Origin of the sequence: Streptomyces sp. NPDC046727 (assembly GCF_040645635.1) — a bacterium.
In the GTDB taxonomy this organism is placed as follows: domain Bacteria; phylum Actinomycetota; class Actinomycetes; order Streptomycetales; family Streptomycetaceae; genus Streptomyces.
In genome coordinates this window covers 352,296-373,700 of the sequence record NZ_JBEYYR010000001.1, presented here as the reverse complement: position 1 = coordinate 373,700, position 21,405 = coordinate 352,296, and the positions used below count along the sequence as shown (strand labels likewise).

The window sequence follows — 21,405 nt, the reverse complement described above, 5'->3', positions numbered from 1 at the left end:
TTAACGACATGGGACTCGAAGAAAAGCTGCCGAGCGGCTTCCTGCTGACCACCGTCGAGCAGGCCGCGGGCTGGGTGCGCAAGGCGTCCGTCTTCCCGGCCACCTTCGGCCTGGCCTGCTGTGCCATCGAGATGATGACCACCGGCGCCGGCCGCTACGACCTCGCCCGCTTCGGCATGGAGGTCTTCCGCGGCTCGCCGCGCCAGGCGGACCTGATGATCGTCGCCGGCCGGGTCAGCCAGAAGATGGCGCCCGTCCTGAGGCAGGTCTACGACCAGATGCCCAACCCGAAATGGGTGATCTCCATGGGCGTCTGCGCCTCCTCCGGCGGCATGTTCAACAACTACGCGATCGTCCAGGGCGTCGACCACATCGTCCCGGTCGACATCTATCTCCCCGGCTGCCCGCCCCGGCCCGAGATGCTGATGGACGCCATCCTCAAGCTCCACCACAAGATCCAGAACTCCAAGCTCGGCGTGAACGCCGAGGAGGCGGCCCGGGAGGCGGAGGAAGCGGCGCTCAAGGCCCTGCCCACGATCGAGATGAAGGGGCTGCTGCGGTGAGCGACGCGAACGGCACCCACGGCGTGAACGGGTCCGCGAACGGGGTGAACCCCGAGAAGGACCTCTCCGCCTCCAACCTCCCCGGCCGGCGCGGCCAGGGCGGCGAGGAGATCCGCGTCCAGCGCGGCATGTTCGGCGCCGCGGGCGGCGGCGACACCTCCGGCTACGGCGGCCTCGTCCGCTCGGTCCGCCTTCCGGGACCGGCCACCCGCCCCTACGGCGGCTGGTTCGACGCGGTCGCCGACGAGCTGGAAGGCGCCCTGGAGGAACAGGGACTCATCCCCGAGAACGCCATCGAGAAGACGGTCGTCGACCGCGACGAGCTGACCTTCCACATCGAACGCGAGCACCTGGTCCGCGTCGCCCGCACCCTGCGCGACGACCCGGCCCTGCGCTTCGAGCTGTGCACCGGCGTCAGCGGCGTCCACTACCCGAACGACAAGGGCCGCGAGCTGCACGCCGTCTACCACCTGCGCTCGATCACCCACAACCGGCTGATCCGCCTCGAAGTCAGCGCCCCCGACAGCGACCCCCACGTCCCGTCGCTGGTCTCCGTCTACCCGACCAACGACTGGCACGAGCGCGAGACCTACGACTTCTTCGGGATCGTCTTCGACGGCCATCCGGCCCTGACGCGGATCATGATGCCGGACGACTGGCAGGGCCACCCGCAGCGCAAGGACTACCCCCTCGGCGGCATCCCCGTCGAGTACAAGGGCGCCCAGATCCCGGCTCCGGACCAGCGGAGGTCGTACTCGTGAGCACGCAGTCAGCATCCGCCGCGTCCGCGCGCGAGACCACCGAGGGCACCGTATATACGGTCACCGGTGGCGACTGGGACGAGGTCGTCCAGTCCGCGGCCCGCGCCGACGACGAACGCATCGTCGTCAACATGGGTCCGCAGCACCCGTCCACCCACGGAGTGCTCCGCCTGATCCTGGAGATCGAGGGCGAGACGGTCACCGAGGCCCGCTGCGGCATCGGCTACCTCCACACCGGCATCGAGAAGAACCTCGAATACCGCACGTGGACACAGGGCACCACCTTCGTCACGCGCATGGACTACCTGACGTCCTTCTTCAACGAGACCGCCTACTGTCTCGCCGTCGAGAAGCTCCTCGGCATCGAGGACCAGATCACCGAGCGCGCCAAGATCATCCGAGTGCTCCTGATGGAGCTGAACCGGATGTCCTCCCACCTGGTGGCCATCGCCACCGGCGGCATGGAACTGGGCGCCACCACGATCATGATCTACGGATTCCGTGATCGTGAAATGATTCTCGACCTCTACGAGCTCATCACGGGCCTGCGCATGAACCACGCGTACATCCGGCCCGGCGGACTCGCCCAGGACCTGCCGCCCGGCGCGGTGGACCAGATCCGCGAGTTCGTGAAGAAGATGAAGAAGAACCTCCCGGAGTACGACAAGCTCGCCACCGGGAACCCCATCTTCAAGGCCCGCATGCAGAACATCGGCTACCTCGACCTGGCCGGCTGCATGGCCCTCGGCGCGACCGGCCCGATCCTGCGCTCCACCGGCCTCCCGCACGACCTGCGCAAGACGCAGCCGTACTGCGACTACGAGACGTACGACTTCGACGTCCCGACCGCAGACACCTGCGACGCCTACGGCCGCTTCCTCGTCCGCCTGGAGGAGATGCGCCAGTCGCTCAGGATCGTCGAGCAGTGCCTGGACCGGCTCCAGCCCGGCCCGGTCATGGTCGCCGACAAGAAGATCGCCTGGCCCGCCCAGCTCGCCCTGGGACCGGACGGACTCGGCAACTCCCTCGACCACATCAAGAAGATCATGGGCACCTCCATGGAGGCCCTGATCCACCACTTCAAGCTGGTCACCGAGGGCTTCCGCGTCCCGCCGGGACAGGCGTACGCGGCCGTCGAATCGCCCAAGGGCGAACTCGGGGTGCACGCCGTCTCCGACGGCGGCACCCGCCCCTACCGGGTCCACTTCCGCGACCCGTCCTTCACCAACCTGCAGGCCATGGCGGCGATGTGCGAGGGCGGCCAGGTCGCCGACGTCATCGTCGCCGTCGCGTCCATCGATCCCGTGATGGGAGGCGTCGACCGGTGACCACCTCTTCTTCGGAGCGGGGCGTCAGCCTGGGCATGCCCGAACTGCCCGCGCCCGCCTACCCGGACGACGTCCGTGCCCGGCTGGAGGCGGACGCGCGCGAGGTGATCGCGCGCTACCCGGACTCCCGGTCCGCCCTGCTGCCGCTGCTCCACCTCGTGCAGTCGGAGGAGGGCCATGTCACGCGCACCGGGATGCGGTTCTGCGCGGACATGCTGGACCTGACCACGGCCGAGGTCACCGCGGTCGCCACCTTCTACACCATGTACCGGCGCCGGCCCTCCGGCGACTACCAGGTCGGCGTGTGCACCAACACGCTGTGCGCGGTCATGGGCGGCGACGCGATCTTCGAGACCCTCCAGGAGCACCTGGGCCTCGGCAACGGCGAGACCACCGACGACGGCAAGGTCACCCTGGAGCACATCGAGTGCAACGCGGCCTGCGACTACGCGCCGGTCGTGATGGTCAACTGGGAGTTCTTCGACAACCAGACCCCGGCGAGCGCCAAGCGCCTGGTCGACGACCTCCGCGCGGGACGGCCCGTCGAGCCCACGCGCGGGGCGCGGCTGTGCACGTTCAAGGAGACCGCGCGGATCCTGGCCGGCTTCCCCGACGAGCGGCCCGGGGCCGTCGAGGAGAGCGGCAGTGCGGGACCCGCGTCGCTGGTGGGCCTTCGCCTGGCAAGGGGAGAGGCCGCACCCGCGCGCGTGGTCCATCCGCGCGGAGGTCCGCATGGGGAACCGCAGGGCAAGGTGCACGAGCCCTCGCCGGCCGAGCACCTCAGTTCCCATGACGCGCCGCTGGAGACATCGGCCTCCGACCCGTCCCACCCGTCACCCACCACCGCCCGTGACGGAGGGGCTTCGCCCCGCGGCTTCGATGCGGCAGGGCCTACCGCCGAGGAGGGGGAGTGATGACCGTGGTACCCGAGGTCAAGGACACCAGCCCCGAGAAGCTGCTCGCACCCGTGCTGTCGGCCTTCTGGGACGAGGACCGGTCCTGGACTCTGGACGTCTACCGGAGGCACGAGGGGTACGAGGGGCTCCGCAAGGCGCTCGCCATGTCACCGGACGACCTGATCGCGTACGTCAAGGACTCCGGGCTGCGGGGCCGCGGCGGCGCGGGATTCCCGACCGGAATGAAGTGGCAGTTCATTCCTCAGGGTGATGGAAAACCGCACTATCTAGTTGTCAACGCCGACGAATCGGAGCCGGGCACCTGCAAGGACATCCCGCTCCTCTTCGCGAACCCGCATAGCCTCATCGAGGGCATGGTGATCGCGTGCTATGCCATCAGGTCGTCGCATGCCTTCATCTATCTGCGTGGTGAAGTCGTCCCCGTTCTGCGGCGGTTGCACGAGGCCGTGCGCGAGGCCTACGCGGCGGGCTACCTCGGCGAGAACATCCTGGGCAGCGGACTCGACCTCCAGCTCACCGTGCACGCGGGCGCGGGCGCGTACATCTGCGGTGAGGAGACCGCACTGCTCGACTCGCTCGAAGGCCGCCGTGGTCAACCGCGGCTCCGTCCCCCCTTCCCTGCGGTGGAAGGCCTCTACGCCTGTCCGACTGTGGTGAATAACGTCGAGTCGATCGCGTCAGTTCCCGCCATCCTGAAAAACGGCAAAGACTGGTTCAGGTCGATGGGCAGCGAGAAGTCCCCGGGCTTCACGCTCTACTCGCTCAGCGGCCACGTCGCGAGCCCCGGCCAGTACGAGGCCCCGCTCGGCATCACCCTGCGCCAGCTCCTCGACATGAGCGGCGGCATGCGGCCGGGCCACCGCCTGAAGTTCTGGACGCCGGGCGGCTCCTCCACGCCGATGTTCACCGACGAGCACCTCGACGTCCCCCTCGACTACGAGGGCGTCGGCGCCGCCGGCTCCATGCTCGGCACCAAGGCGCTCCAGTGCTTCGACGAGACGACCTGCGTGGTGCGGGCCGTGACCCGCTGGACCGAGTTCTACGCCCACGAGTCCTGCGGCAAGTGCACACCCTGCCGCGAAGGGACGTACTGGCTGGTGCAGTTGCTGCGGGACATCGAGGCCGGCAAGGGCGTCATGTCCGACCTCGACAAGCTGAACGACATCGCCGACAACATCAACGGCAAGTCGTTCTGCGCCCTCGGCGACGGCGCCGCATCCCCGATCTTCTCCTCGCTGAAGTACTTCCGCGAGGAGTACGAGCAGCACATCACGGGCCGGGGCTGCCCCTTCGACCCGGCCAAGTCGACGGCCTGGGCGGACCGCCCGGAGGTGAACGCATGACCGTGACCACCAGTGCTCCCTCCGGAGGGGGAGAGGCGGCGGTCCCGCCGGAAGACCTCGTCACGCTGACGATCGACGGCGCCGAACTCAGCGTGCCCAAGGGCACCCTGGTCATCCGGGCCGCCGAGCAGCTCGGCATCGAGATCCCGCGGTTCTGCGACCACCCCCTCCTGGACCCGGCCGGCGCCTGCCGCCAGTGCATCGTCGAGGTCGAGGGCCAGCGCAAGCCGATGGCGTCCTGCACGATCACGTGCACGGACGGCATGGTCGTGAAGACCCAGCTCACCTCGCCGGTCGCCGAGAAGGCCCAGCACGGCGTGATGGAGCTGCTGCTCATCAACCACCCGCTGGACTGCCCGGTCTGCGACAAGGGCGGCGAGTGCCCGCTGCAGAACCAGGCGATGTCGCACGGCAACGCCGAGTCCCGCTTCGACGGCAAGAAGCGGACCTACGAGAAGCCCGTACCGATCTCCACCCAGGTGCTGCTCGACCGCGAGCGGTGCGTGCTGTGCGCCCGCTGCACCCGCTTCTCCAACCAGATCGCGGGCGACCCCATGATCGAGCTGATCGAGCGGGGCGCGCTCCAGCAGGTCGGCACCGGCGAGGGCGACCCGTTCGAGTCGTACTTCTCCGGCAACACGATTCAGATCTGCCCGGTCGGCGCGCTCACCTCGGCCGCCTACCGGTTCCGCTCCCGCCCCTTCGACCTCGTCTCCTCGCCGTCGGTCTGCGAGCACTGCTCGGGCGGCTGCGCCACCCGCACCGACCACCGGCGCGGCAAGGTCATGCGGCGGCTCGCCGCGAACGACCCCGAGGTCAACGAGGAGTGGATCTGCGACAAGGGACGCTTCGCGTTCCGCTACGCGCAGCAGAAGGACCGCCTCGACACCCCCCTGGTGCGCAACGCCGAGGGCGTCCTGGAACCCGCCTCCTGGCCCGAGGCGCTCCAGGCAGCCGCGGAGGGCCTGACCGCCGCCCGCTCCCGGGCCGGCGTCCTCATCGGCGGCCGGCTGACCGTCGAGGACGCCTACGCGTACAGCAAGTTCGCGCGCGTGGCGCTCGACACCAACGACATCGACTTCCGCGCGCGCGTGCACAGCGGCGAGGAGGCCGACTTCCTGGCGGCCCGGGTGGCCGGCCGCGGCCGTGACCTGGACGGTACGGGCGTCACGTACACCTCCTTGGAGAAGGCGCCCGCCGTCCTGCTGGCCGGCTTCGAGTCCGAGGAGGAGGCGCCCGGCGTCTTCCTGCGGCTGCGCAAGGCCTGGCGCAAGCGCAAGCAGCAGGTGTTCGCGCTGGCCACGCACGCCACCCGGGGACTGGAGAAGGCGGGCGGCACACTGCTGCCGGCCGCACCGGGCACCGAGACGGAGTGGCTGGACGCCCTCGCGAGCGGCGTCGGCCTGGAGGAACCCGGCACACGCGCCGCCGAGGCCCTGCGCACCGAGGGCGCCGTCATCGTCGTGGGCGAGCGGCTGGCCGGCGTCGCGGGCGGCCTCACCGCCGCCCTGCGCGCCGCCACCGCGACCGGCGCCGAGCTGGTGTGGATCCCGCGCCGGGCCGGTGAACGCGGCGCCCTCGAGGCGGGCGCACTGCCGTCGCTGCTGCCGGGCGGCCGTCCGGCGACCGACCCGCGCGCGCGGGAGGAGGTCGCCGCCGCCTGGGGGCTCGCCGAACTCCCGCTGCGCTACGGCCGCGACACCCACCAGATCGTCGAGGCCGCCGCGGGCGGTGAACTCTCCGCGCTCCTGGTCGCCGGAGTGGAGGTCGCCGACCTGCCCGACCCGGCACGCGCGCGTGAGGCGCTGGAGAGCGTCGGCTTCCTGGTGTCGCTGGAGCTGCGGCCCAGCGAGGTCACCGAGCACGCCGACGTGGTCCTGCCGGTCGCCGCGGTCGCCGAGAAGGCGGGCACCTTCCTCAACTGGGAAGGCCGCGTGCGCTTCTTCGAGGCCGCGCTCAAACCCGACCAGATGACCCGCCGGCTCGCGCCGACCGACGCGCGCGTGCTGCAGATGCTCGCCGACGCCATGGACGTCCACCTGGGCCTGCCGGATCTGCGCACCACGCGCGCGGAGATCGACCGGCTCGGCCCCTGGGACGGCCCCCGCGCCTCCGCACCCACGGAGTCCGCGGGCGTGCTGCCCCGCCCGGCCGTCGGCGAGGCCGTACTCGCCGGACACCGGCTCCTGCTCGACCAGGGGCTCCTCCAGGAGGGCGACGAGGCACTCGCCGGAACCCGGCACGCCGCACGCGCGCGCGTGTCCGCCGCGACGGCCGCCGAGGCGGGCGTCAAGGACGGCGACACCCTGGCCGTCACCGGGCCGGCCGGATCCGTCGAACTGCCGCTCCAGATCACCGACATGCCCGACCGGGTGGTCTGGCTCCCGCTGAACTCCGCGGGCGCCGGTGTCACCTCCGACACCGGGGCACGGCCCGGCTCCCTCGTCCGCATCGGCCCGGCGGCAGTCGCCGGCGAGGCCCCCAAGGAGGTGGAGGCATGAACGCGTACCTCGCCGCTGAAGACCTCTCGATGTTCGGCCGCGACCCCTGGTGGCTGGTCGTCGTCAAGGCGGTGTTCTGCTTCGCCTTCCTGATGGTGACCGTGCTGTTCTCCATCGTCTGGGAGCGCAAGGTCGTCGCCTGGATGCAGCTGCGCATCGGCCCCAACCGGCACGGCCCCTGGGGCATGCTCCAGTCGCTCGCCGACGGCGTGAAACTGATGCTCAAGGAAGACGTCATCGTCAAGCGCGCGGACAAGGTGGTCTACGTCCTCGCGCCGATCGTCGCGGCCATCCCGGCCTTCATGGCGATCGCGGTGATCCCCTTCGGGCCGGCCGGCAACGAGATCTCGATCTTCGGCCACCGCACCACGATGCAGCTCACCGACCTGCCGATCGCGATGCTCTACATCCTCGCGGTCGCCTCGGTCGGCATCTACGGCATCGTCCTCGCGGGCTGGAGTTCAGGATCCACCTACCCGCTCCTGGGCGGCCTGCGTTCCTGCGCGCAGATGATCTCCTACGAGATCGCCATGGGCGCCGCGTTCGCCTCCGTGTTCCTGTACTCGGGGTCGATGTCGACGTCCACGATCGTGGAGCAGCAGCACGACCGCTGGTACATCCTGCTGCTGCCGGTCTCCTTCATCCTCTACATCGTCACGATGGTCGGCGAGACCAACCGCGCCCCCTTCGACATGCCGGAGTCCGAGGGCGACCTGGTCGGCGGCTTCAACACCGAGTACTCGTCGATCAAGTTCGCGATGTTCATGCTCGCCGAGTACGTCAACATGGTGACCGTCTCCGCCGTCTCGGCCACCCTGTTCCTCGGCGGCTGGCGCGCCCCCTGGCCGATCAGCAGCTTCTGGGAGGGCGCGAACCACGGCTGGTGGCCGCTGCTCTGGTTCGTCGTCAAGGTCCAGCTGCTGCTGTTCTTCTTCATCTGGCTGCGCGGCACGCTCCCGCGGGTCCGCTACGACCAGCTGATGAAGCTCGGCTGGAAGGTCCTCATCCCGGTCTCCGTGACCTGGCTGATGCTGGTCGCGACCGTCCGCGCGCTGCGCAACGAGAACTACGACTTCGCCGACATCGCCCTCTACGTCGGCGGCGGAGTCCTCGCCCTGCTGCTGGTCTCCTTCGTCGCCGACATGTTCCGCGAGAAGGCGAAGACGGCCGAGCGGCCCGCCGACCGGCAGCCGGGCTTCGACCCGATGGCGGGCGGATTCCCCGTACCGCCGCTGCCCGGACAGGAGCTTCCGCCGGTGCCGAGGCGCCGGTCGCGCCGCGAGCGGGAGCTGATTGTCAGTGGTGGGTCGGACACTGTCAGTGACGGATCTTCGGATGGAAAGGAGGCGTCCGATGGCTGAGGAGCCCAAGGAGACCAAGCCCGGTTTCCAGAACCCCGTGGCCGGCTTCGGCGTGACCTTCAAGGCCATGTTCAAGAAGCGGCTGACCGAGCAGTACCCGGAGCAGAAGAAGACCACGGCTCCGCGGTTCCACGGACGGCACCAGCTCAACCGCCATCCGGACGGCCTGGAGAAGTGCGTCGGCTGCGAGCTGTGCGCCTGGGCCTGCCCCGCCGACGCCATCTACGTGGAGGGCGCCGACAACACCGACGAGGAGCGCTACTCCCCGGGCGAGCGATACGGCCGCGTCTACCAGATCAACTACGCCCGCTGCATCCTGTGCGGGCTGTGCATCGAAGCGTGCCCCACGCGCGCGCTCACGATGACGAACGAGTTCGAACTGGCCGACTCCAGCCGCGCCAACCTCATCTACACCAAGGAGCAGCTGCTCGCCGGCCTCGAGGACGGCATGGTCGACACACCACACGCGATCTTCCCGGGGACGGACGAACAGGACTACTACCGCGGCCTGGTGACACACGCCGCGCCCGGCACCGTCCAGCAGGTCGCCGTCTCCAAGGGAGAGGTCCCGCAGGAGTCCGCGTCCACCTTCGGCGAGGACGAGCCGGCCTCGGAGAAGGTGATCGGCCGATGAACGCACAGCACCTCGCCGCGTACACCACCTCCACCGGTGAGGCCTTCCAGTTCTGGGTCCTCGGCACGATCGCGGTGATCGGCGCCCTGTGCACCGTCTTCATGAAGAAGTCCGTGCACAGCGCGCTCTGCCTCGCCGGCACCATGATCGTCCTGGCGGTGTTCTACCTCGCCAACGGCGCCTACTTCCTCGGAATCGTGCAGATCGTCGTCTACACCGGCGCGATCATGATGCTGTTCCTGTTCGTGGTGATGCTCGTCGGCGTCACGGCCGCGGACTCCCTGAAGGAGACCATCAAGGGCCAGCGCTGGCTGGCCCTTCTGTGTGGCATCGGCTTCGGTGTCCTGCTGTTCGCAGGCATCGGCAACGCCTCCCTGAAGGAGTTCAACGGCACCGGCCAGGCGAACGCGAACGGCAATGTGGAGGGCCTCGCGGACCTCATCTTCACCAAGTACGTCTTCGCCTTCGAAATCACCGGCGTGCTGCTGATCACCGCCGCCGTCGGCGCCATGGTGCTCACCCACCGCGAGCGCACCGAGCGCGCCAGGACCCAGCGCGAGCTGGCCGAGCAGCGCGTCCGCGAGGGCAAGCACGTACCGCCGCTGCCCGCCCCCGGTGTCTACGCCCGGCACAACGCCGTGGACATCGCGGGCCTGCTGCCCGACGGCACCCCGTCCGAGCTGACCGTCAACAAGACGCTGCGCGAACGCGGCCAGATCCGTGACGTGTCCGCGGAGGCGCTCAATGACCTGCGGGCGCTGGAGCAGCGCGCGGAGGAGCGCCTGGAGCGCCGGGCGATCGAGCCGGAGACGTTCAAGCGGCCCGAGGAGGCGTCGAAGTGAACCCGGTCAACTACCTCTACCTCGCCGCCCTGCTGTTCACGATCGGCGCGACCGGCGTCCTCATCCGGCGCAACGCCATCGTGGTCTTCATGTGCATCGAGCTGATGCTGAACGCCTGCAACCTCGCGCTCGTCACCTTCTCCCGGATGCACGGCAACCTCGACGGCCAGATCATCGCCTTCTTCACGATGGTCGTCGCCGCCGCGGAGGTCGTGGTGGGCCTCGCGATCATCGTGTCGCTGTTCCGTACCCGCCACTCGGCCTCGGTCGACGACGCCAGCCTGATGAAGCTGTAAGGGGTCGGAAGAATCGTGGAGAACCTGATCGCGCCGCTCATCGCGGCGCCCCTGCTCGGAGCGGCCGTCCTCCTGGTCGGCGGCCGGCGCCTCGACCGCGTCGGCCACTGGATCGGCACGCTGCTCTCGTTCGTCTCCTTCGCCCTCGGTATCGCGCTCTTCGCCGACCTGCTGGGCAAGGGAGCCGAAGACCGGACCCTGACGCAGCACCTGTTCAGCTGGGTCCCGGTGGCCGGCTTCCAGGCGGACGTCACCTTCCGCCTGGACCAGCTGTCGATGACCTTCGTCCTGCTCATCACGGGCGTCGGCTCGCTGATCCATCTGTACTCGGTCGGGTACATGGAGCACGACGAGCGGCGCCGCCGCTTCTTCGGCTACCTCAACCTGTTCCTCGCGGCGATGCTGCTGCTCGTCCTCGCCGACAACTACCTGCTGCTGTACGTCGGCTGGGAGGGCGTCGGTCTCGCCTCGTACCTGCTGATCGGCTTCTGGCAGCACAAGCCCAGCGCCGCCACGGCCGCGAAGAAGGCCTTCCTGGTCAACCGCGTCGGCGACATGGGCCTGTCGATCGCGATCATGCTGATGTTCGCCACCTTCGGCAGCTTCGCCTTCGGCCCGGTCCTCGGTCACACCGGTGACACATCCGAGGGCAAGCTCACCGCGATCGGCCTGATGCTGCTGCTCGCCGCCTGCGGCAAGTCCGCACAGGTGCCGCTGCAGTCCTGGCTCGGGGACGCCATGGAGGGCCCGACCCCGGTCTCGGCCCTGATCCACGCGGCGACGATGGTGACCGCGGGCGTGTATCTCATCGTCCGCTCCGGGGCCATCTTCAACGCGGCGCCCGACGCCCAGTTGGCCGTCACGGTGGTCGGCGCGGTCACACTCCTCTTCGGTGCGATCGTCGGTTGTGCGAAGGACGACATCAAGAAGGCGCTGGCCGGCTCGACCATGTCGCAGATCGGCTACATGGTCCTCGCGGCCGGTCTCGGCCCCATCGGCTACGTCTTCGCGATCATGCACCTGGTGACGCACGGCTTCTTCAAGGCCGGGCTGTTCCTCGGCGCGGGTTCGGTCATGCACGGCATGAACGACGAGGTCGACATGCGTCGCTACGGCGGCCTGCGGAAGTACATGCCGGTCACGTTCATCACGTTCGGCCTCGGCTACCTCGCCATCATCGGCTTCCCCGGCCTGTCCGGCTTCTTCTCCAAGGACAAGATCATCGAGGCGGCGTTCGCCAAGGGCGGCACCGAGGGCTGGATCCTCGGCGGCGCGGCCCTGCTGGGCGCGGCCATCACCGCCTTCTACATGACGCGCGTGATGCTGATGACGTTCTTCGGAGAGGAGCGGTGGCAGGCGGCACCCGACCCGGACAAGGCGCCGAGCGTCGAGCCCGGAATCGAGGTGCACCCCGGTGAGATGCCGCACCCGCACGAGTCCCCGAGGGTCATGACGATCCCGATGATCGTGCTGGCCGTCGGCTCCGTCTTCGGCGGTGGCTTCTTCAGCATCGGCGACCGCTTCCTGCACTGGCTGGAGCCGGTCACCGGCCACAGCGAGGGCGACTCCCCGCTCAGCGCGGCCGCGGTCACCGGCGCGACCATGGTCTGCCTGGTCATCGGCGTCGCCCTCGCCTGGGCCCAGTACGGACGCAAGCCCGTCCCGGCCGTCGCCCCGCGCGGTTCGCTGCTCACCCGCGCGGCCCGCCGCGACCTGCTCCAGGACGACTTCAACCACGTGGTCCTGGTGCGCGGCGGCGAGCACCTGACGCGCTCCCTGGTGTACGTCGACCACACCCTGGTCGACGGCGTCGTCAACGGCACGGCGGCCGGCTTCGGCGGCTTGTCCGGACGGCTGCGCCGGCTCCAGAACGGCTTCGCCCGCTCCTACGCGGTCTCGATGTTCGGCGGTGCGGCACTCCTGGTCGCCGCGACCCTGCTGATGAGGGCGGTCTGATACCGATGTCCTTTCCTCTGCTGACAGCGACGGCGGCGCTCCCGGCCCTCGGGGCCGTCGCCACGGCCGCCGTACCGGCCGCGCAGCGCACCGCCGCGAAGTGGCTGGCACTGCTCGTCTCGCTCGCCACGCTCGCCCTGGCGATCACCGTCCTGGTCCGCTTCGACCCGGACGGCGCCCGCTACCAGCTCACCGAGTCCCATGCCTGGATCAAGGACTTCGGAGTCAGGTACGAGCTGGGGGTCGACGGCATCGCGGTGGCACTGGTCGCCCTGACCGCCGTACTGATCCCGTTCATCATCCTCGCGGGCTGGCACGACGCCGACCCGCTGGAGACCGGCAGCCGCCGCTGGCGGCCCACCCAGGGCTTCTTCGCGCTGATCCTGGCGGTCGAGGCGATGGTGCTCATCTCCTTCGAGGCCACCGACGTCTTCGTCTTCTACATCTTCTTCGAAGCCATGCTCATCCCGATGTACTTCCTCATCGGCGGCTTCGGGGACCGTGCCCACGAGCACGGCGAGGAGACGGCTGCCACGCAGCGGACGTACGCCGCGGTGAAGTTCCTGCTCTACAACCTGGCCGGTGGACTGATCATGCTGGCCGCGGTGATCGGCCTCTACGTGGTCGCCGGGAACTTCAGCCTCCAGGAGATCGCCGAGGCCCGTGCGAACGGCTCGCTGCACATGGCGACCAGCACCGAACGCTGGCTGTTCCTCGGCTTCTTCTTCGCCTTCGCGGTGAAGGCGCCGCTGTGGCCGCTGCACACCTGGCTGCCCAACGCCATGCAGGAGTCCACCGCCCCGGTCGCCGTCCTCATCACCGCGGTCGTCGACAAGGTGGGCACGTTCGCGATGCTCCGCTTCTGCCTCCAGCTGTTCCCGGAGGCCAGCAAGTGGGCGACGCCCGTGATCCTCGTCCTGGCGCTCATCAGCATCGTCTACGGCGCACTGCTCGCCGTCGGCCAGCGGGACATCAAACGCCTGGTGGCGTACGCGTCGATCTCGCACTTCGGCTTCATCATCATGGGCATCTTCGCGATGACCAGCCAGGGCCAGTCCGGCGCCACGCTCTACATGGTCAACCACGGCATCTCCACGGCCGCGCTGATGCTGGTCGCCGGATTCCTCATCTCCCGGCGCGGCTCGCGGCTCATCGCCGACTACGGAGGCGTGCAGAAGGTCGCCCCGGTGCTCGCCGGCACCTTCCTGATCGGTGGCCTCGCCACCCTCTCGCTCCCCGGACTGGCGCCGTTCGTGAGCGAGTTCCTGGTCCTGGTCGGCACGTTCACGCGCTACCCGGCGATCGGCATCATCGCCACCTTCGGCATCGTCCTCGCCGCGCTGTACACGCTCGTCCTGTACCAGCGGACGATGACGGGCCCGGTCAAGGCCGAGGTCTCCGCGATGCCCGACCTCCGCGCGCGCGAGCTGGTCGTCGTCGCCCCGCTGATCGTGCTGCTGATCTTCCTGGGCGTCTACCCGAAGCCCGTCACGGACATCGTCAACCCGGCGGTCAAACAGACCATGTCCGACGTACACAAGAAGGACCCCAAGCCCGAGGTGGAGGCGGCCAAGTGAGCGCACCAGCTGTCCACAGCCTGTGGACAACCGCGGCCGAACCGATCTCGAAGATCGACGCGCCGAGGATCGAATACGGACAATTGTCGCCGACGCTGATCGTCGTCGGTGCGGCGCTGGTCGGGGTGCTCATCGAGGCGTTCCTGCCGCGCCGGTCCCGCTACTACGCACAGGTGTTCGTGTCCGCCGTGGCTCTGTGCGCCGCGTTCGCCGCGGTCGTCGCGCTCGCGGCCGACGGGTTCGGCACCACGAAGGCACACATCGCGGCCATGGGCGCGATCGCCGTCGACGGACCGTCCCTCTTCCTGCAGGGCACGATCCTGCTGGCCGGCCTGGTCGGCCTGTTCACGTTCGCCGAACGGCGCCTGGACCCGGAGGCGCACGGCAACCGGGTCGACTCCTTCGCCGCGCAGGCCGCCTCCGTACCCGGCAGCGACAGCGAAAAGGCAGCGGTCAAGGCCGGCTTCACCACCACCGAGGTCTTCCCGCTCCTCCTCTTCGCCATCGCCGGCATGCTGGTCTTCCCCTCGGCCAACGACCTGCTGACCCTGTTCGTGGCCCTGGAGGTCTTCTCCCTCCCGCTCTACCTGCTGTGCGCGCTGGCCCGCCGCAAACGGCTCATGTCGCAGGAGGCCGCGGTCAAGTACTTCCTGCTGGGCGCGTTCGCCTCCGCGTTCACGCTGTTCGGCATCGCGCTGCTGTACGGCTACGCGGGCTCGGTGTCGTACGCCCGCATCGCCCAGGTCGTCGACGGCACGGCAACCAATGTCGACCCGGCACTCGCCGGCACCATGGGCAACGACGCGTTGCTCCTGATCGGCGCCGCCATGCTCGTGATGGGCCTGCTGTTCAAGGTGGGCGCGGTGCCGTTCCACATGTGGACGCCCGACGTCTACCAGGGCGCGCCCACCCCGGTGACCGGCTTCATGGCGGCGGCGACGAAGGTGGCCGCGTTCGGCGCGCTGCTGCGCCTGCTCTACGTCGTCCTGCCCGGGCTGCGCTGGGACTGGCGGCCGGTCATGTGGGCCGTGGCGATCATCACCATGCTGGGCGGTGCGATCGTCGCCATCACACAGACCGACATCAAGCGGCTGCTGGCGTACTCGTCCATCGCGCACGCCGGATTCATCCTCGCGGGTGTCATCGCCACGTCGAAGGACGGCGTCTCGTCGGTCCTCTTCTACCTCGCCGGCTACTCCTTCGTGACGATCGGCGCCTTCGCGGTGGTCACGCTGGTGCGCGACGCGGGCGGCGAGGCGACCCACCTGTCCAAGTGGGCGGGCCTTGGCCGACGCTCGCCGCTGGTGGCGGCCGTCTTCGCGGTGTTCCTGCTGGCCTTCGCCGGCATCCCGCTGACCTCCGGGTTCGCCGGGAAGTTCGCCGTGTTCAAGGCGGCGGCGGACGGCGGCGCGGCCCCGCTGGTCGTGGTCGGTGTGATCTCCTCGGCCATCGCCGCGTTCTTCTACATCCGCGTGATCGTGCTGATGTTCTTCAGCGAGCCGCGGCCGGAAGGCCCGACCGTCGCGGTGCCGTCACCGCTGACCATGGTCGCGATCGGCCTGGGCGTGGCGGTGACGCTGGTCCTCGGCGTGGCACCGCAGTACTTCCTGGACCTGGCGAGCCAGGCGGGAGTCTTCGTGCGCTGACGCTCCGCTCGCACATGCCGCTGCCCGGCACCCGCGCTCAGGGTGCCGGGCAGCGGCATGGTTTCGTGGTCACTGATTCCTGTCGCGGCGCGTCTTGATCTGGGTGAGGTCGAGATCCACCGGGAACGGCACGTCCAGCTTCATGCGCTCGCGGAAGATGCCGGTGCTGGTGTAGGTGCCGGTCGTCGGCTCCAGCTCGAAGACGTGCACAGCGGCCCGGCCCTTCTCGTTCTCGACCCGCCAGTAGTGGGGGATCTTGGCGCGGGCGTACTTCAGGGGCTTGGTCTCGCGGTCACGGGAGACGGAGTCCTCGGAGACGACCTCGATGGCTAGGACCACGGATTCCACCGGGAAGCGGGTCTGGTACGGGTCCTCCACCACATCCCCTCGCACGACGACCACGTCCGGCTCCGGCCGGTTCTGCCGGTCGATGTCGATCGTGAACTCGCGGATGGCCTCGAATTCCTCCGGCGCCAGCGACTGAAGCTGCCATTCGAAGAAGCTCACAGCGCGGGTGTGAAACAGGGTCTGTGGACTCACGAAGACCAGACTCCCGTCGATCAATTCCGTGTGCGGAGGAAGATTCGGAAGCCGGTCCAGGTCATCGGCGGTCCAGCCGCCCTCCGGCGGCATCGGCCAGCTGGACGCGGACGCCTTCGGTGCGACGCTCATCAGTGCTCCCATGGGACGGAGTCTCGCCGGTGCATTCAGGCTATCGGCCGGAAACGGGCAGGTCTCCCGCGAACGTGTGAACGATGTTCGTGTCCTTGACGCGGAGTGATCCAGCGGACCTGTGGATAACTCCGAGGCTGTCGGTCCGGACCCCTATGGTGGATGCAGCGGTCGAGAGACGACACACGGGGGACCGACGGGGGACAGGACGATGGGCGTGACGGGCGGGATCAGCGAGATGGCACAAGTGACCGAGGGGCCGGGCGCGGCCGACAGCGAGGCGCTGGCCACGCTGCACCGGGTCTTCGGATACGACGCGTTCCGGGGCGAGCAGCAGGCGATCATCGAGCATGTGGTGGCGGGCGGCGACGCCCTCGTCCTCATGCCGACCGGTGGCGGCAAGTCGCTCTGCTACCAGATCCCGGCCCTGGTCAGGCCCGGCACCGGCGTGGTCATCTCGCCGCTGATCGCCCTCATGCAGGACCAGGTGGACGCCCTGCGGGCCCTCGGCGTCCGCGCCGGCTTCATCAACTCCACCCAGGACTTCGACGAGCGGCGCATGGTCGAGGCCGAGTTCCTGGCCGGCGAGCTGGACCTGCTCTACCTGGCCCCGGAGCGGCTCCGCCTGGACACCACACTGGACCTGCTCACCCGCGGCAAGATCTCCGTCTTCGCGATCGACGAGGCGCACTGCGTGTCCCAGTGGGGCCACGACTTCCGCCCGGACTACCTCGCCCTGTCCCTGCTCGGTGAGCGCTGGCCGGACGTCCCGCGGATCGCCCTCACCGCCACGGCCACCCGCGCCACCCACCAGGAGATCACCCAGCGGCTCGGCCTGCCGACGGCCCGCCACTTCGTCGCCAGCTTCGACCGGCCCAACATCCAGTACCGCATCGTCCCCAAGGCCGACCCCAAGAAGCAGCTGCTCGCCTTCCTCCGCGAGGAGCACGCGGGCGACGCCGGCATCGTGTACTGCCTCTCGCGCAACTCGGTCGAGCGTACGGCGGAGTTCCTCACCGCCAACGGCATCCAGGCGGTGCCGTACCACGCGGGCCTGGAGGCGGCCACGCGCGCGACGCACCAGTCCCGGTTCCTGCGCGAGGAAGGCCTGGTCGTGGTCGCGACCATCGCCTTCGGCATGGGCATCGACAAGCCGGACGTACGCTTCGTCGCCCACCTGGACCTGCCCAAGTCGATCGAGGGCTACTACCAGGAGACCGGCCGCGCGGGCCGCGACGGCCTGCCGTCCACGGCCTGGATGGCGTACGGCCTGAACGACGTCATACAGCAGCGCAAGCTGATCCAGTCCGGCGAGGGCGACGAGGCGTTCCGCCGCCGGGCCGCCGCCCACCTCGACGCCATGCTCGCGCTGTGCGAGACCGCCCAGTGCCGCCGCGGCCAGCTGCTCGCCTACTTCGGCCAGGAACCCGACGCCGCGGGCTGCGGCAACTGCGACACCTGCCTCACCCCGCCGGAGACCTGGGACGGCACGGTCGCCGCGCAGAAGGTGCTGTCCACGGTGGTGCGGCTGCAGCGGGAGCGCGGGCAGAAGTTCGGCGCGATGCAGATCGTCGACATCCTGCTCGGCAAGCGCACCGCCAAGGTCATCCAGTTCGACCACGACCAGCTGTCCGTCTTCGGCATCGGCCAGGACCTCACCGAGGGCGAGTGGCGGGGCGCGATCCGGCAGATGCTGGCCCAGGGTCTGCTCGCGGTCGAGGGCGAGTACGGCACGCTGGTGCTCACCGAGGCGAGCGGCGCCGTGCTGCGGAGCGAGCGCGAGGTGCCGCTGCGCAAGGAACCGAAGAAGCCGGCCGCCGCCCGCTCGGGCACCTCTTCCGGCAAGGGCGACCGCAAGGCCAAGGCCGCCGCGGCCGAGCTGCCCGACGCGCTGCTCCCCGCCTTCGAGGCCCTGCGCGCCTGGCGGGCCGAGCAGGCCCGGGAACAGGGCGTCCCGGCGTACGTCATCTTCCACGACGCCACCCTGCGGGAGATCGTGACCCGGTGGCCCGGTTCGGTGCGGGAACTGGGCACGGTGGGCGGCGTCGGCGAGAAGAAGCTGGCGACGTACGGGGAAGGCGTGCTCCAGGTGCTGGCCTCGCTCGACGGGGCGGCTCCGGCCACCGCCGGCGACGCACCGGACGCACCCGACGCCGACTGGCCCGAGCCGGCGGACGAACCGGAGCCCGACGACTGGATATAGCGCGGTACGGCCCGGAGCGGTGCGGGGCTCACCGCCCCCGCGCCGCGTAGGCCCGGACGTCCGCGTCCGAGTCGGCCGTGGCCGTGGCGAGGGCCGCGCGGGCCTGGGCCGAGGCCCGGTGCCGGCCCAGGGCCAGGACCGCCGCCTTACGTACGTCGGCGTTCGGGTCGGCGAGGGCCTTGGCCAGGGCGGGGACCGCTGTGTCGGCGGGCGCGGCCGACAGCGCGGTCGCGGCGCCGGACCGCACCTGCCAGGCCGGATCGGACAAGGCGGTCACGGCACGGGCGGTGAGCGGCGGCGGGCAGCCGGTGTCGGCCAGCGCACCGAGTGCGGCACCCCGCACCAGCGGGTCGCCGTCGACGGTGAGCCGGTCCAGAGCCTCGGTGAGCAGGTCCCGGTCGACAGCGGCGAGGGACGTCGAACCGACGGTGGCCAGGGCCTTGGCCACGGTGACCCGGACCTCCCGGGAGGGATCGTCCGCCGCGCCGGCCAGCGGCCGGACGGCGTCCACCGAGACGAGCGCCCGTACGGCCTCCGTCCGGACGGCGATGTCGGGGTCGTCGAGCGCCGCCGCGAACACCTCGGCCGCGCCGAGCCGCAGGGCTCGCAGCACATCGACGGCGGCGGCACGGACCACCGGATCGGTTTGGGCGAGCGCGTCGGTGAGGGCGGCACCGAGGGCGGGTTCGGGCCGCAGCGTCTCGACGAGTTCCCGCAGTGAGGCCGCGGCGGTCGCGCGGACCCCGGCGTCGGGGTCGGCGAGTGCACCGGCGAGGGCCTGCCCCGTGCCGGGCGGCACGGTCTCGGTGAGCACCGAGACGGCCGTACGGCGGACCGCGGGATCCGAGTCGGTCAAGTAGGGCTCGACCACAGTGAGTCCGGGTTCCGCCTCGGCCAGCTCCAGCAGCTCCAGCAGCCGGCGCGAGGCGGAGCCCGGGCCGCCGGCCCGGCCGGCGGGATCGGCGGCACGCGCGGACGTGGGCCCCGCGGCCACCGGCGCCACCTCGCGCGGCCCGGCCGTGGCCACCCGCTCGGGACGGACCTCGCCCAGATACCGGGAGGGACCGCCGACAGGCGTGAACTCCTCGACCGGAACCAGATAGGGAGCCACGGGACGCGCCGTGAACTCCATCGCACCAGAGGGGGACTTGTGCAGATCGAGATGGTGGAACCAGGAGACGTCGTCGCGCCCGGGATGGTCGAGACGGTCGTGATAGAGCCCCCAGCGGGACTCGGTACGGGCCAGAGAGGCACGGGCGGCCATCTCCGCGCAGTCGCGTATGAAGGTGACCTCGGCACAGCGCATCAGCTCGTGCGGGGTGCGGGCACCCATCGTGGCGATGTCGGCGCGCATCCGCTCGAACGCCTCCAGCGCGAGGGAGAGCCGCGCGCCGGACTTCGGCGGTGCCACGTAGTCGTTCACGAAGCGGCGCAGCTTGTACTCGACCTGGGTCTGCGGCGGGCCGTCCGGGTTGCGCAGCGGGCGGTAGACCAGCTCGTGCGCCTCACGCACCTGGTCCGCGGGAAGCTCACCGGCGTACGCCGTGTACCGGGCGGCGTCCGCGCCCGCGAGGTCGCCGAAGACGAAGGCGCCGATCATGTAGTTGTGCGGGACGCAGGCGAGGTCGCCGGCGGCGTACAGGCGGGGGACGGTCGTGCGCGCGTGGTCGTCGACACGGACGCCGGAGGCGGAGTGCCCGCCGCACAGGCCGATCTCGGAGATGTGCATCTCGACGTCATGGGTGCGGTAGTCGTGCCCGCGGCCGGCGTGGAAGGTGCCACGGGTGGGCCGCTCGGTGGAGTGCAGGATCGACTCCAGGGCGGAGACCGACTCCTCGGGGAGATGGCTGAGCTTGAGGTAGACCGGCCCGCGGTCGCTGGCGACCTCGGCGGCGAACTCGGCCATCATCTGCCCGGACCAGTAGTCGGAGTCGACGAAGCGCTCGCCGTGCCGGTTGACCTGGTAACCGCCGAAGGGGTTGGCGACGTAGGCGCAGGCCGGCCCGTTGTAGTCCTTGATCAACGGGTTGATCTGGAAGCACTCGATACCGGTCAGCTCGGCGCCCGCGTGGTAGGCCATGGCGTACCCGTCTCCGGCGTTGGTGGGGTTCTCGTAGGTGCCGTAGAGGTAGCCGGACGCGGGCAGCCCGAGCCGGCCGCAGGCACCGGTCGCGAGGATCACCGCGCCCGCGCGGACGGTGACGAAGGCGCCGGTACGGGTGTTGAACCCGGCGGCGCCCACGGCCCGCCCCTCGGCGGTGAGGACCCGCACCGGCATCACCCGGTTCTCGATCCGGATCCGCTCCCGCATCTCGCGCCGCCGCAACTGCCGGTACAGGACCTTTTTGACGTCCTTGCCCTCTGGCATCGGCAGTACGTACGAGCCGGAGCGATGGACCTGGCGGACCGCGTACTCACCGTGCTCGTCCTTCTCGAACTTGACCCCGTACGACTCCAGCCGCTGCACCATCGCGAAGCCGCGGGTGGCGGTCTGGCGGACGGTGGACTGGTCGACGATGCCGTCGTTGGCGCGGGTGATCTCGGCGACGTAGTCGTCGGGTTCGGCGCGGCCGGGGACGACGGCGTTGTTGACGCCGTCCATGCCCATGGCGAGCGCACCGGAGTGCCGGACATGGGCCTTCTCCAGCAGCAGGACGTTCGCACCGCGCTCGGCGGCGGTCAGCGCGGCCATGGTGCCGGCGGTGCCGCCGCCGATGACGAGGACGTCGCAGGTCAGCTCCTCGGCGTCGGCGACGGCGGGAATCTTCAGGGGAGTGGGCGCGGGGGTGGTCACCGGGGTGCCTT

At 70.0% G+C, this 21,405-nt stretch carries 16 protein-coding genes; 14 read left to right on the top strand and 2 right to left on the bottom strand.

Going from position 1 to position 21,405, the window contains the following annotated elements:
• The first annotated feature begins 8 nt into the window (after nucleotides 1-8).
• The 13 genes from ABZ937_RS01730 to nuoN are packed head-to-tail and all read left to right on the top strand — an operon-like array spanning nucleotide 9 to nucleotide 15,725.
• Nucleotides 9-563: an NADH-quinone oxidoreductase subunit B gene (locus ABZ937_RS01730; protein WP_055635348.1), complete on the top strand. Its 555-nt coding sequence runs from the start codon at nucleotides 9-11 to the stop codon at nucleotides 561-563.
• Nucleotides 560-1,324, top strand: coding sequence for an NADH-quinone oxidoreductase subunit C (locus ABZ937_RS01725; protein ID WP_361684522.1), 765 nt, complete (start codon nucleotides 560-562; stop codon nucleotides 1,322-1,324). The genes ABZ937_RS01730 and ABZ937_RS01725 overlap by 4 nt, the downstream gene beginning before the upstream one ends.
• Nucleotides 1,321-2,652, top strand: a complete 1,332-nt coding sequence (locus ABZ937_RS01720; RefSeq protein WP_361684521.1) for an NADH-quinone oxidoreductase subunit D — start codon at nucleotides 1,321-1,323, stop codon at nucleotides 2,650-2,652. The genes ABZ937_RS01725 and ABZ937_RS01720 overlap by 4 nt, the downstream gene beginning before the upstream one ends.
• The gene (gene nuoE, locus ABZ937_RS01715) at nucleotides 2,649-3,566 is read left to right on the top strand and encodes an NADH-quinone oxidoreductase subunit NuoE (RefSeq protein ID WP_361684520.1); all 918 of its coding nucleotides are present in this window, start codon (nucleotides 2,649-2,651) and stop codon (nucleotides 3,564-3,566) included. The genes ABZ937_RS01720 and nuoE overlap by 4 nt, the downstream gene beginning before the upstream one ends.
• Nucleotides 3,563-4,912, top strand: coding sequence for an NADH-quinone oxidoreductase subunit NuoF (nuoF, locus tag ABZ937_RS01710; RefSeq protein WP_361684518.1), 1,350 nt, complete (start codon nucleotides 3,563-3,565; stop codon nucleotides 4,910-4,912). Before nuoE ends, nuoF begins: the two co-directional genes overlap by 4 nt.
• Nucleotides 4,909-7,413, top strand: coding sequence for an NADH-quinone oxidoreductase subunit G (locus tag ABZ937_RS01705; protein WP_361684516.1), 2,505 nt, complete (start codon nucleotides 4,909-4,911; stop codon nucleotides 7,411-7,413). Before nuoF ends, ABZ937_RS01705 begins: the two co-directional genes overlap by 4 nt.
• Nucleotides 7,410-8,774: an NADH-quinone oxidoreductase subunit NuoH gene (nuoH, locus tag ABZ937_RS01700; protein ID WP_361684514.1), complete on the top strand. Its 1,365-nt coding sequence runs from the start codon at nucleotides 7,410-7,412 to the stop codon at nucleotides 8,772-8,774. Before ABZ937_RS01705 ends, nuoH begins: the two co-directional genes overlap by 4 nt.
• On the top strand, nucleotides 8,767-9,408 hold the full coding sequence (gene nuoI / locus ABZ937_RS01695) for an NADH-quinone oxidoreductase subunit NuoI (RefSeq protein WP_361684512.1): 642 nt from the start codon (nucleotides 8,767-8,769) through the stop codon (nucleotides 9,406-9,408). Before nuoH ends, nuoI begins: the two co-directional genes overlap by 8 nt.
• Nucleotides 9,405-10,250: an NADH-quinone oxidoreductase subunit J gene (locus tag ABZ937_RS01690; RefSeq protein WP_361684510.1), complete on the top strand. Its 846-nt coding sequence runs from the start codon at nucleotides 9,405-9,407 to the stop codon at nucleotides 10,248-10,250. The genes nuoI and ABZ937_RS01690 overlap by 4 nt, the downstream gene beginning before the upstream one ends.
• A complete protein-coding gene (gene nuoK, locus ABZ937_RS01685) occupies nucleotides 10,247-10,546 on the top strand; it encodes an NADH-quinone oxidoreductase subunit NuoK (RefSeq protein ID WP_361684508.1) in 300 nt (99 codons plus the stop codon). Before ABZ937_RS01690 ends, nuoK begins: the two co-directional genes overlap by 4 nt.
• Before the next feature lie 15 nt (nucleotides 10,547-10,561).
• A complete protein-coding gene (nuoL, locus tag ABZ937_RS01680; RefSeq protein ID WP_361684506.1) occupies nucleotides 10,562-12,502 on the top strand; it encodes an NADH-quinone oxidoreductase subunit L in 1,941 nt (646 codons plus the stop codon).
• A gap of 5 nt (nucleotides 12,503-12,507) precedes the next feature.
• Complete coding sequence (locus tag ABZ937_RS01675; protein WP_361684504.1) at nucleotides 12,508-14,079, top strand: NADH-quinone oxidoreductase subunit M; 1,572 nt, start codon at nucleotides 12,508-12,510, stop codon at nucleotides 14,077-14,079.
• Nucleotides 14,076-15,725 carry an NADH-quinone oxidoreductase subunit NuoN gene (gene nuoN, locus ABZ937_RS01670; protein WP_361684502.1) on the top strand — a complete coding sequence of 550 codons (1,650 nt, stop codon included), beginning with the start codon at nucleotides 14,076-14,078 and terminating at the stop codon, nucleotides 15,723-15,725. The genes ABZ937_RS01675 and nuoN overlap by 4 nt, the downstream gene beginning before the upstream one ends.
• A 69-nt stretch (nucleotides 15,726-15,794) precedes the next feature.
• Here nuoN and ABZ937_RS01665 read toward each other — a convergent pair whose 3' ends face one another.
• Entirely contained in the window at nucleotides 15,795-16,397 is a 603-nt protein-coding gene (locus tag ABZ937_RS01665) for a Uma2 family endonuclease (RefSeq protein WP_361684500.1), read from the bottom strand.
• A 211-nt stretch (nucleotides 16,398-16,608) separates the two neighbouring features.
• Here ABZ937_RS01665 and recQ point away from each other — a divergent pair, with 211 nt between their 5' ends.
• Entirely contained in the window at nucleotides 16,609-18,600 is a 1,992-nt protein-coding gene (gene recQ / locus ABZ937_RS01660; protein ID WP_361684498.1) for a DNA helicase RecQ, read from the top strand.
• A 28-nt stretch (nucleotides 18,601-18,628) separates the two neighbouring features.
• Here the strand turns inward: recQ and ABZ937_RS01655 are convergent, their stop codons facing one another.
• The gene (locus tag ABZ937_RS01655) at nucleotides 18,629-21,394 is read right to left on the bottom strand and encodes a fumarate reductase/succinate dehydrogenase flavoprotein subunit (protein ID WP_361684496.1); all 2,766 of its coding nucleotides are present in this window, start codon (nucleotides 21,392-21,394) and stop codon (nucleotides 18,629-18,631) included.
• Between the last annotated feature and the right edge of the window lie 11 nt (nucleotides 21,395-21,405).

What these genes read in the sequence shown, in the direction of transcription:
- ABZ937_RS01730 (WP_055635348.1), top strand. Translation starts at nt 9, where the DNA reads ATGGGACTCGAAGAAAAGCTGCCGAGCGGCTTCCTGCTGACCACCGTC.
- ABZ937_RS01705 (WP_361684516.1), top strand. Translation starts at nt 4,909, where the DNA reads ATGACCGTGACCACCAGTGCTCCCTCCGGAGGGGGAGAGGCGGCGGTC.
- nuoH (WP_361684514.1), top strand. Translation starts at nt 7,410, where the DNA reads ATGAACGCGTACCTCGCCGCTGAAGACCTCTCGATGTTCGGCCGCGAC.
- nuoI (WP_361684512.1), top strand. Translation starts at nt 8,767, where the DNA reads ATGGCTGAGGAGCCCAAGGAGACCAAGCCCGGTTTCCAGAACCCCGTG.
- ABZ937_RS01690 (WP_361684510.1), top strand. Translation starts at nt 9,405, where the DNA reads ATGAACGCACAGCACCTCGCCGCGTACACCACCTCCACCGGTGAGGCC.
- ABZ937_RS01675 (WP_361684504.1), top strand. Translation starts at nt 12,508, where the DNA reads ATGTCCTTTCCTCTGCTGACAGCGACGGCGGCGCTCCCGGCCCTCGGG.
- ABZ937_RS01665 (WP_361684500.1), bottom strand. Translation starts at nt 16,397, where the DNA reads ATGAGCGTCGCACCGAAGGCGTCCGCGTCCAGCTGGCCGATGCCGCCG.
- recQ (WP_361684498.1), top strand. Translation starts at nt 16,609, where the DNA reads ATGGGCGTGACGGGCGGGATCAGCGAGATGGCACAAGTGACCGAGGGG.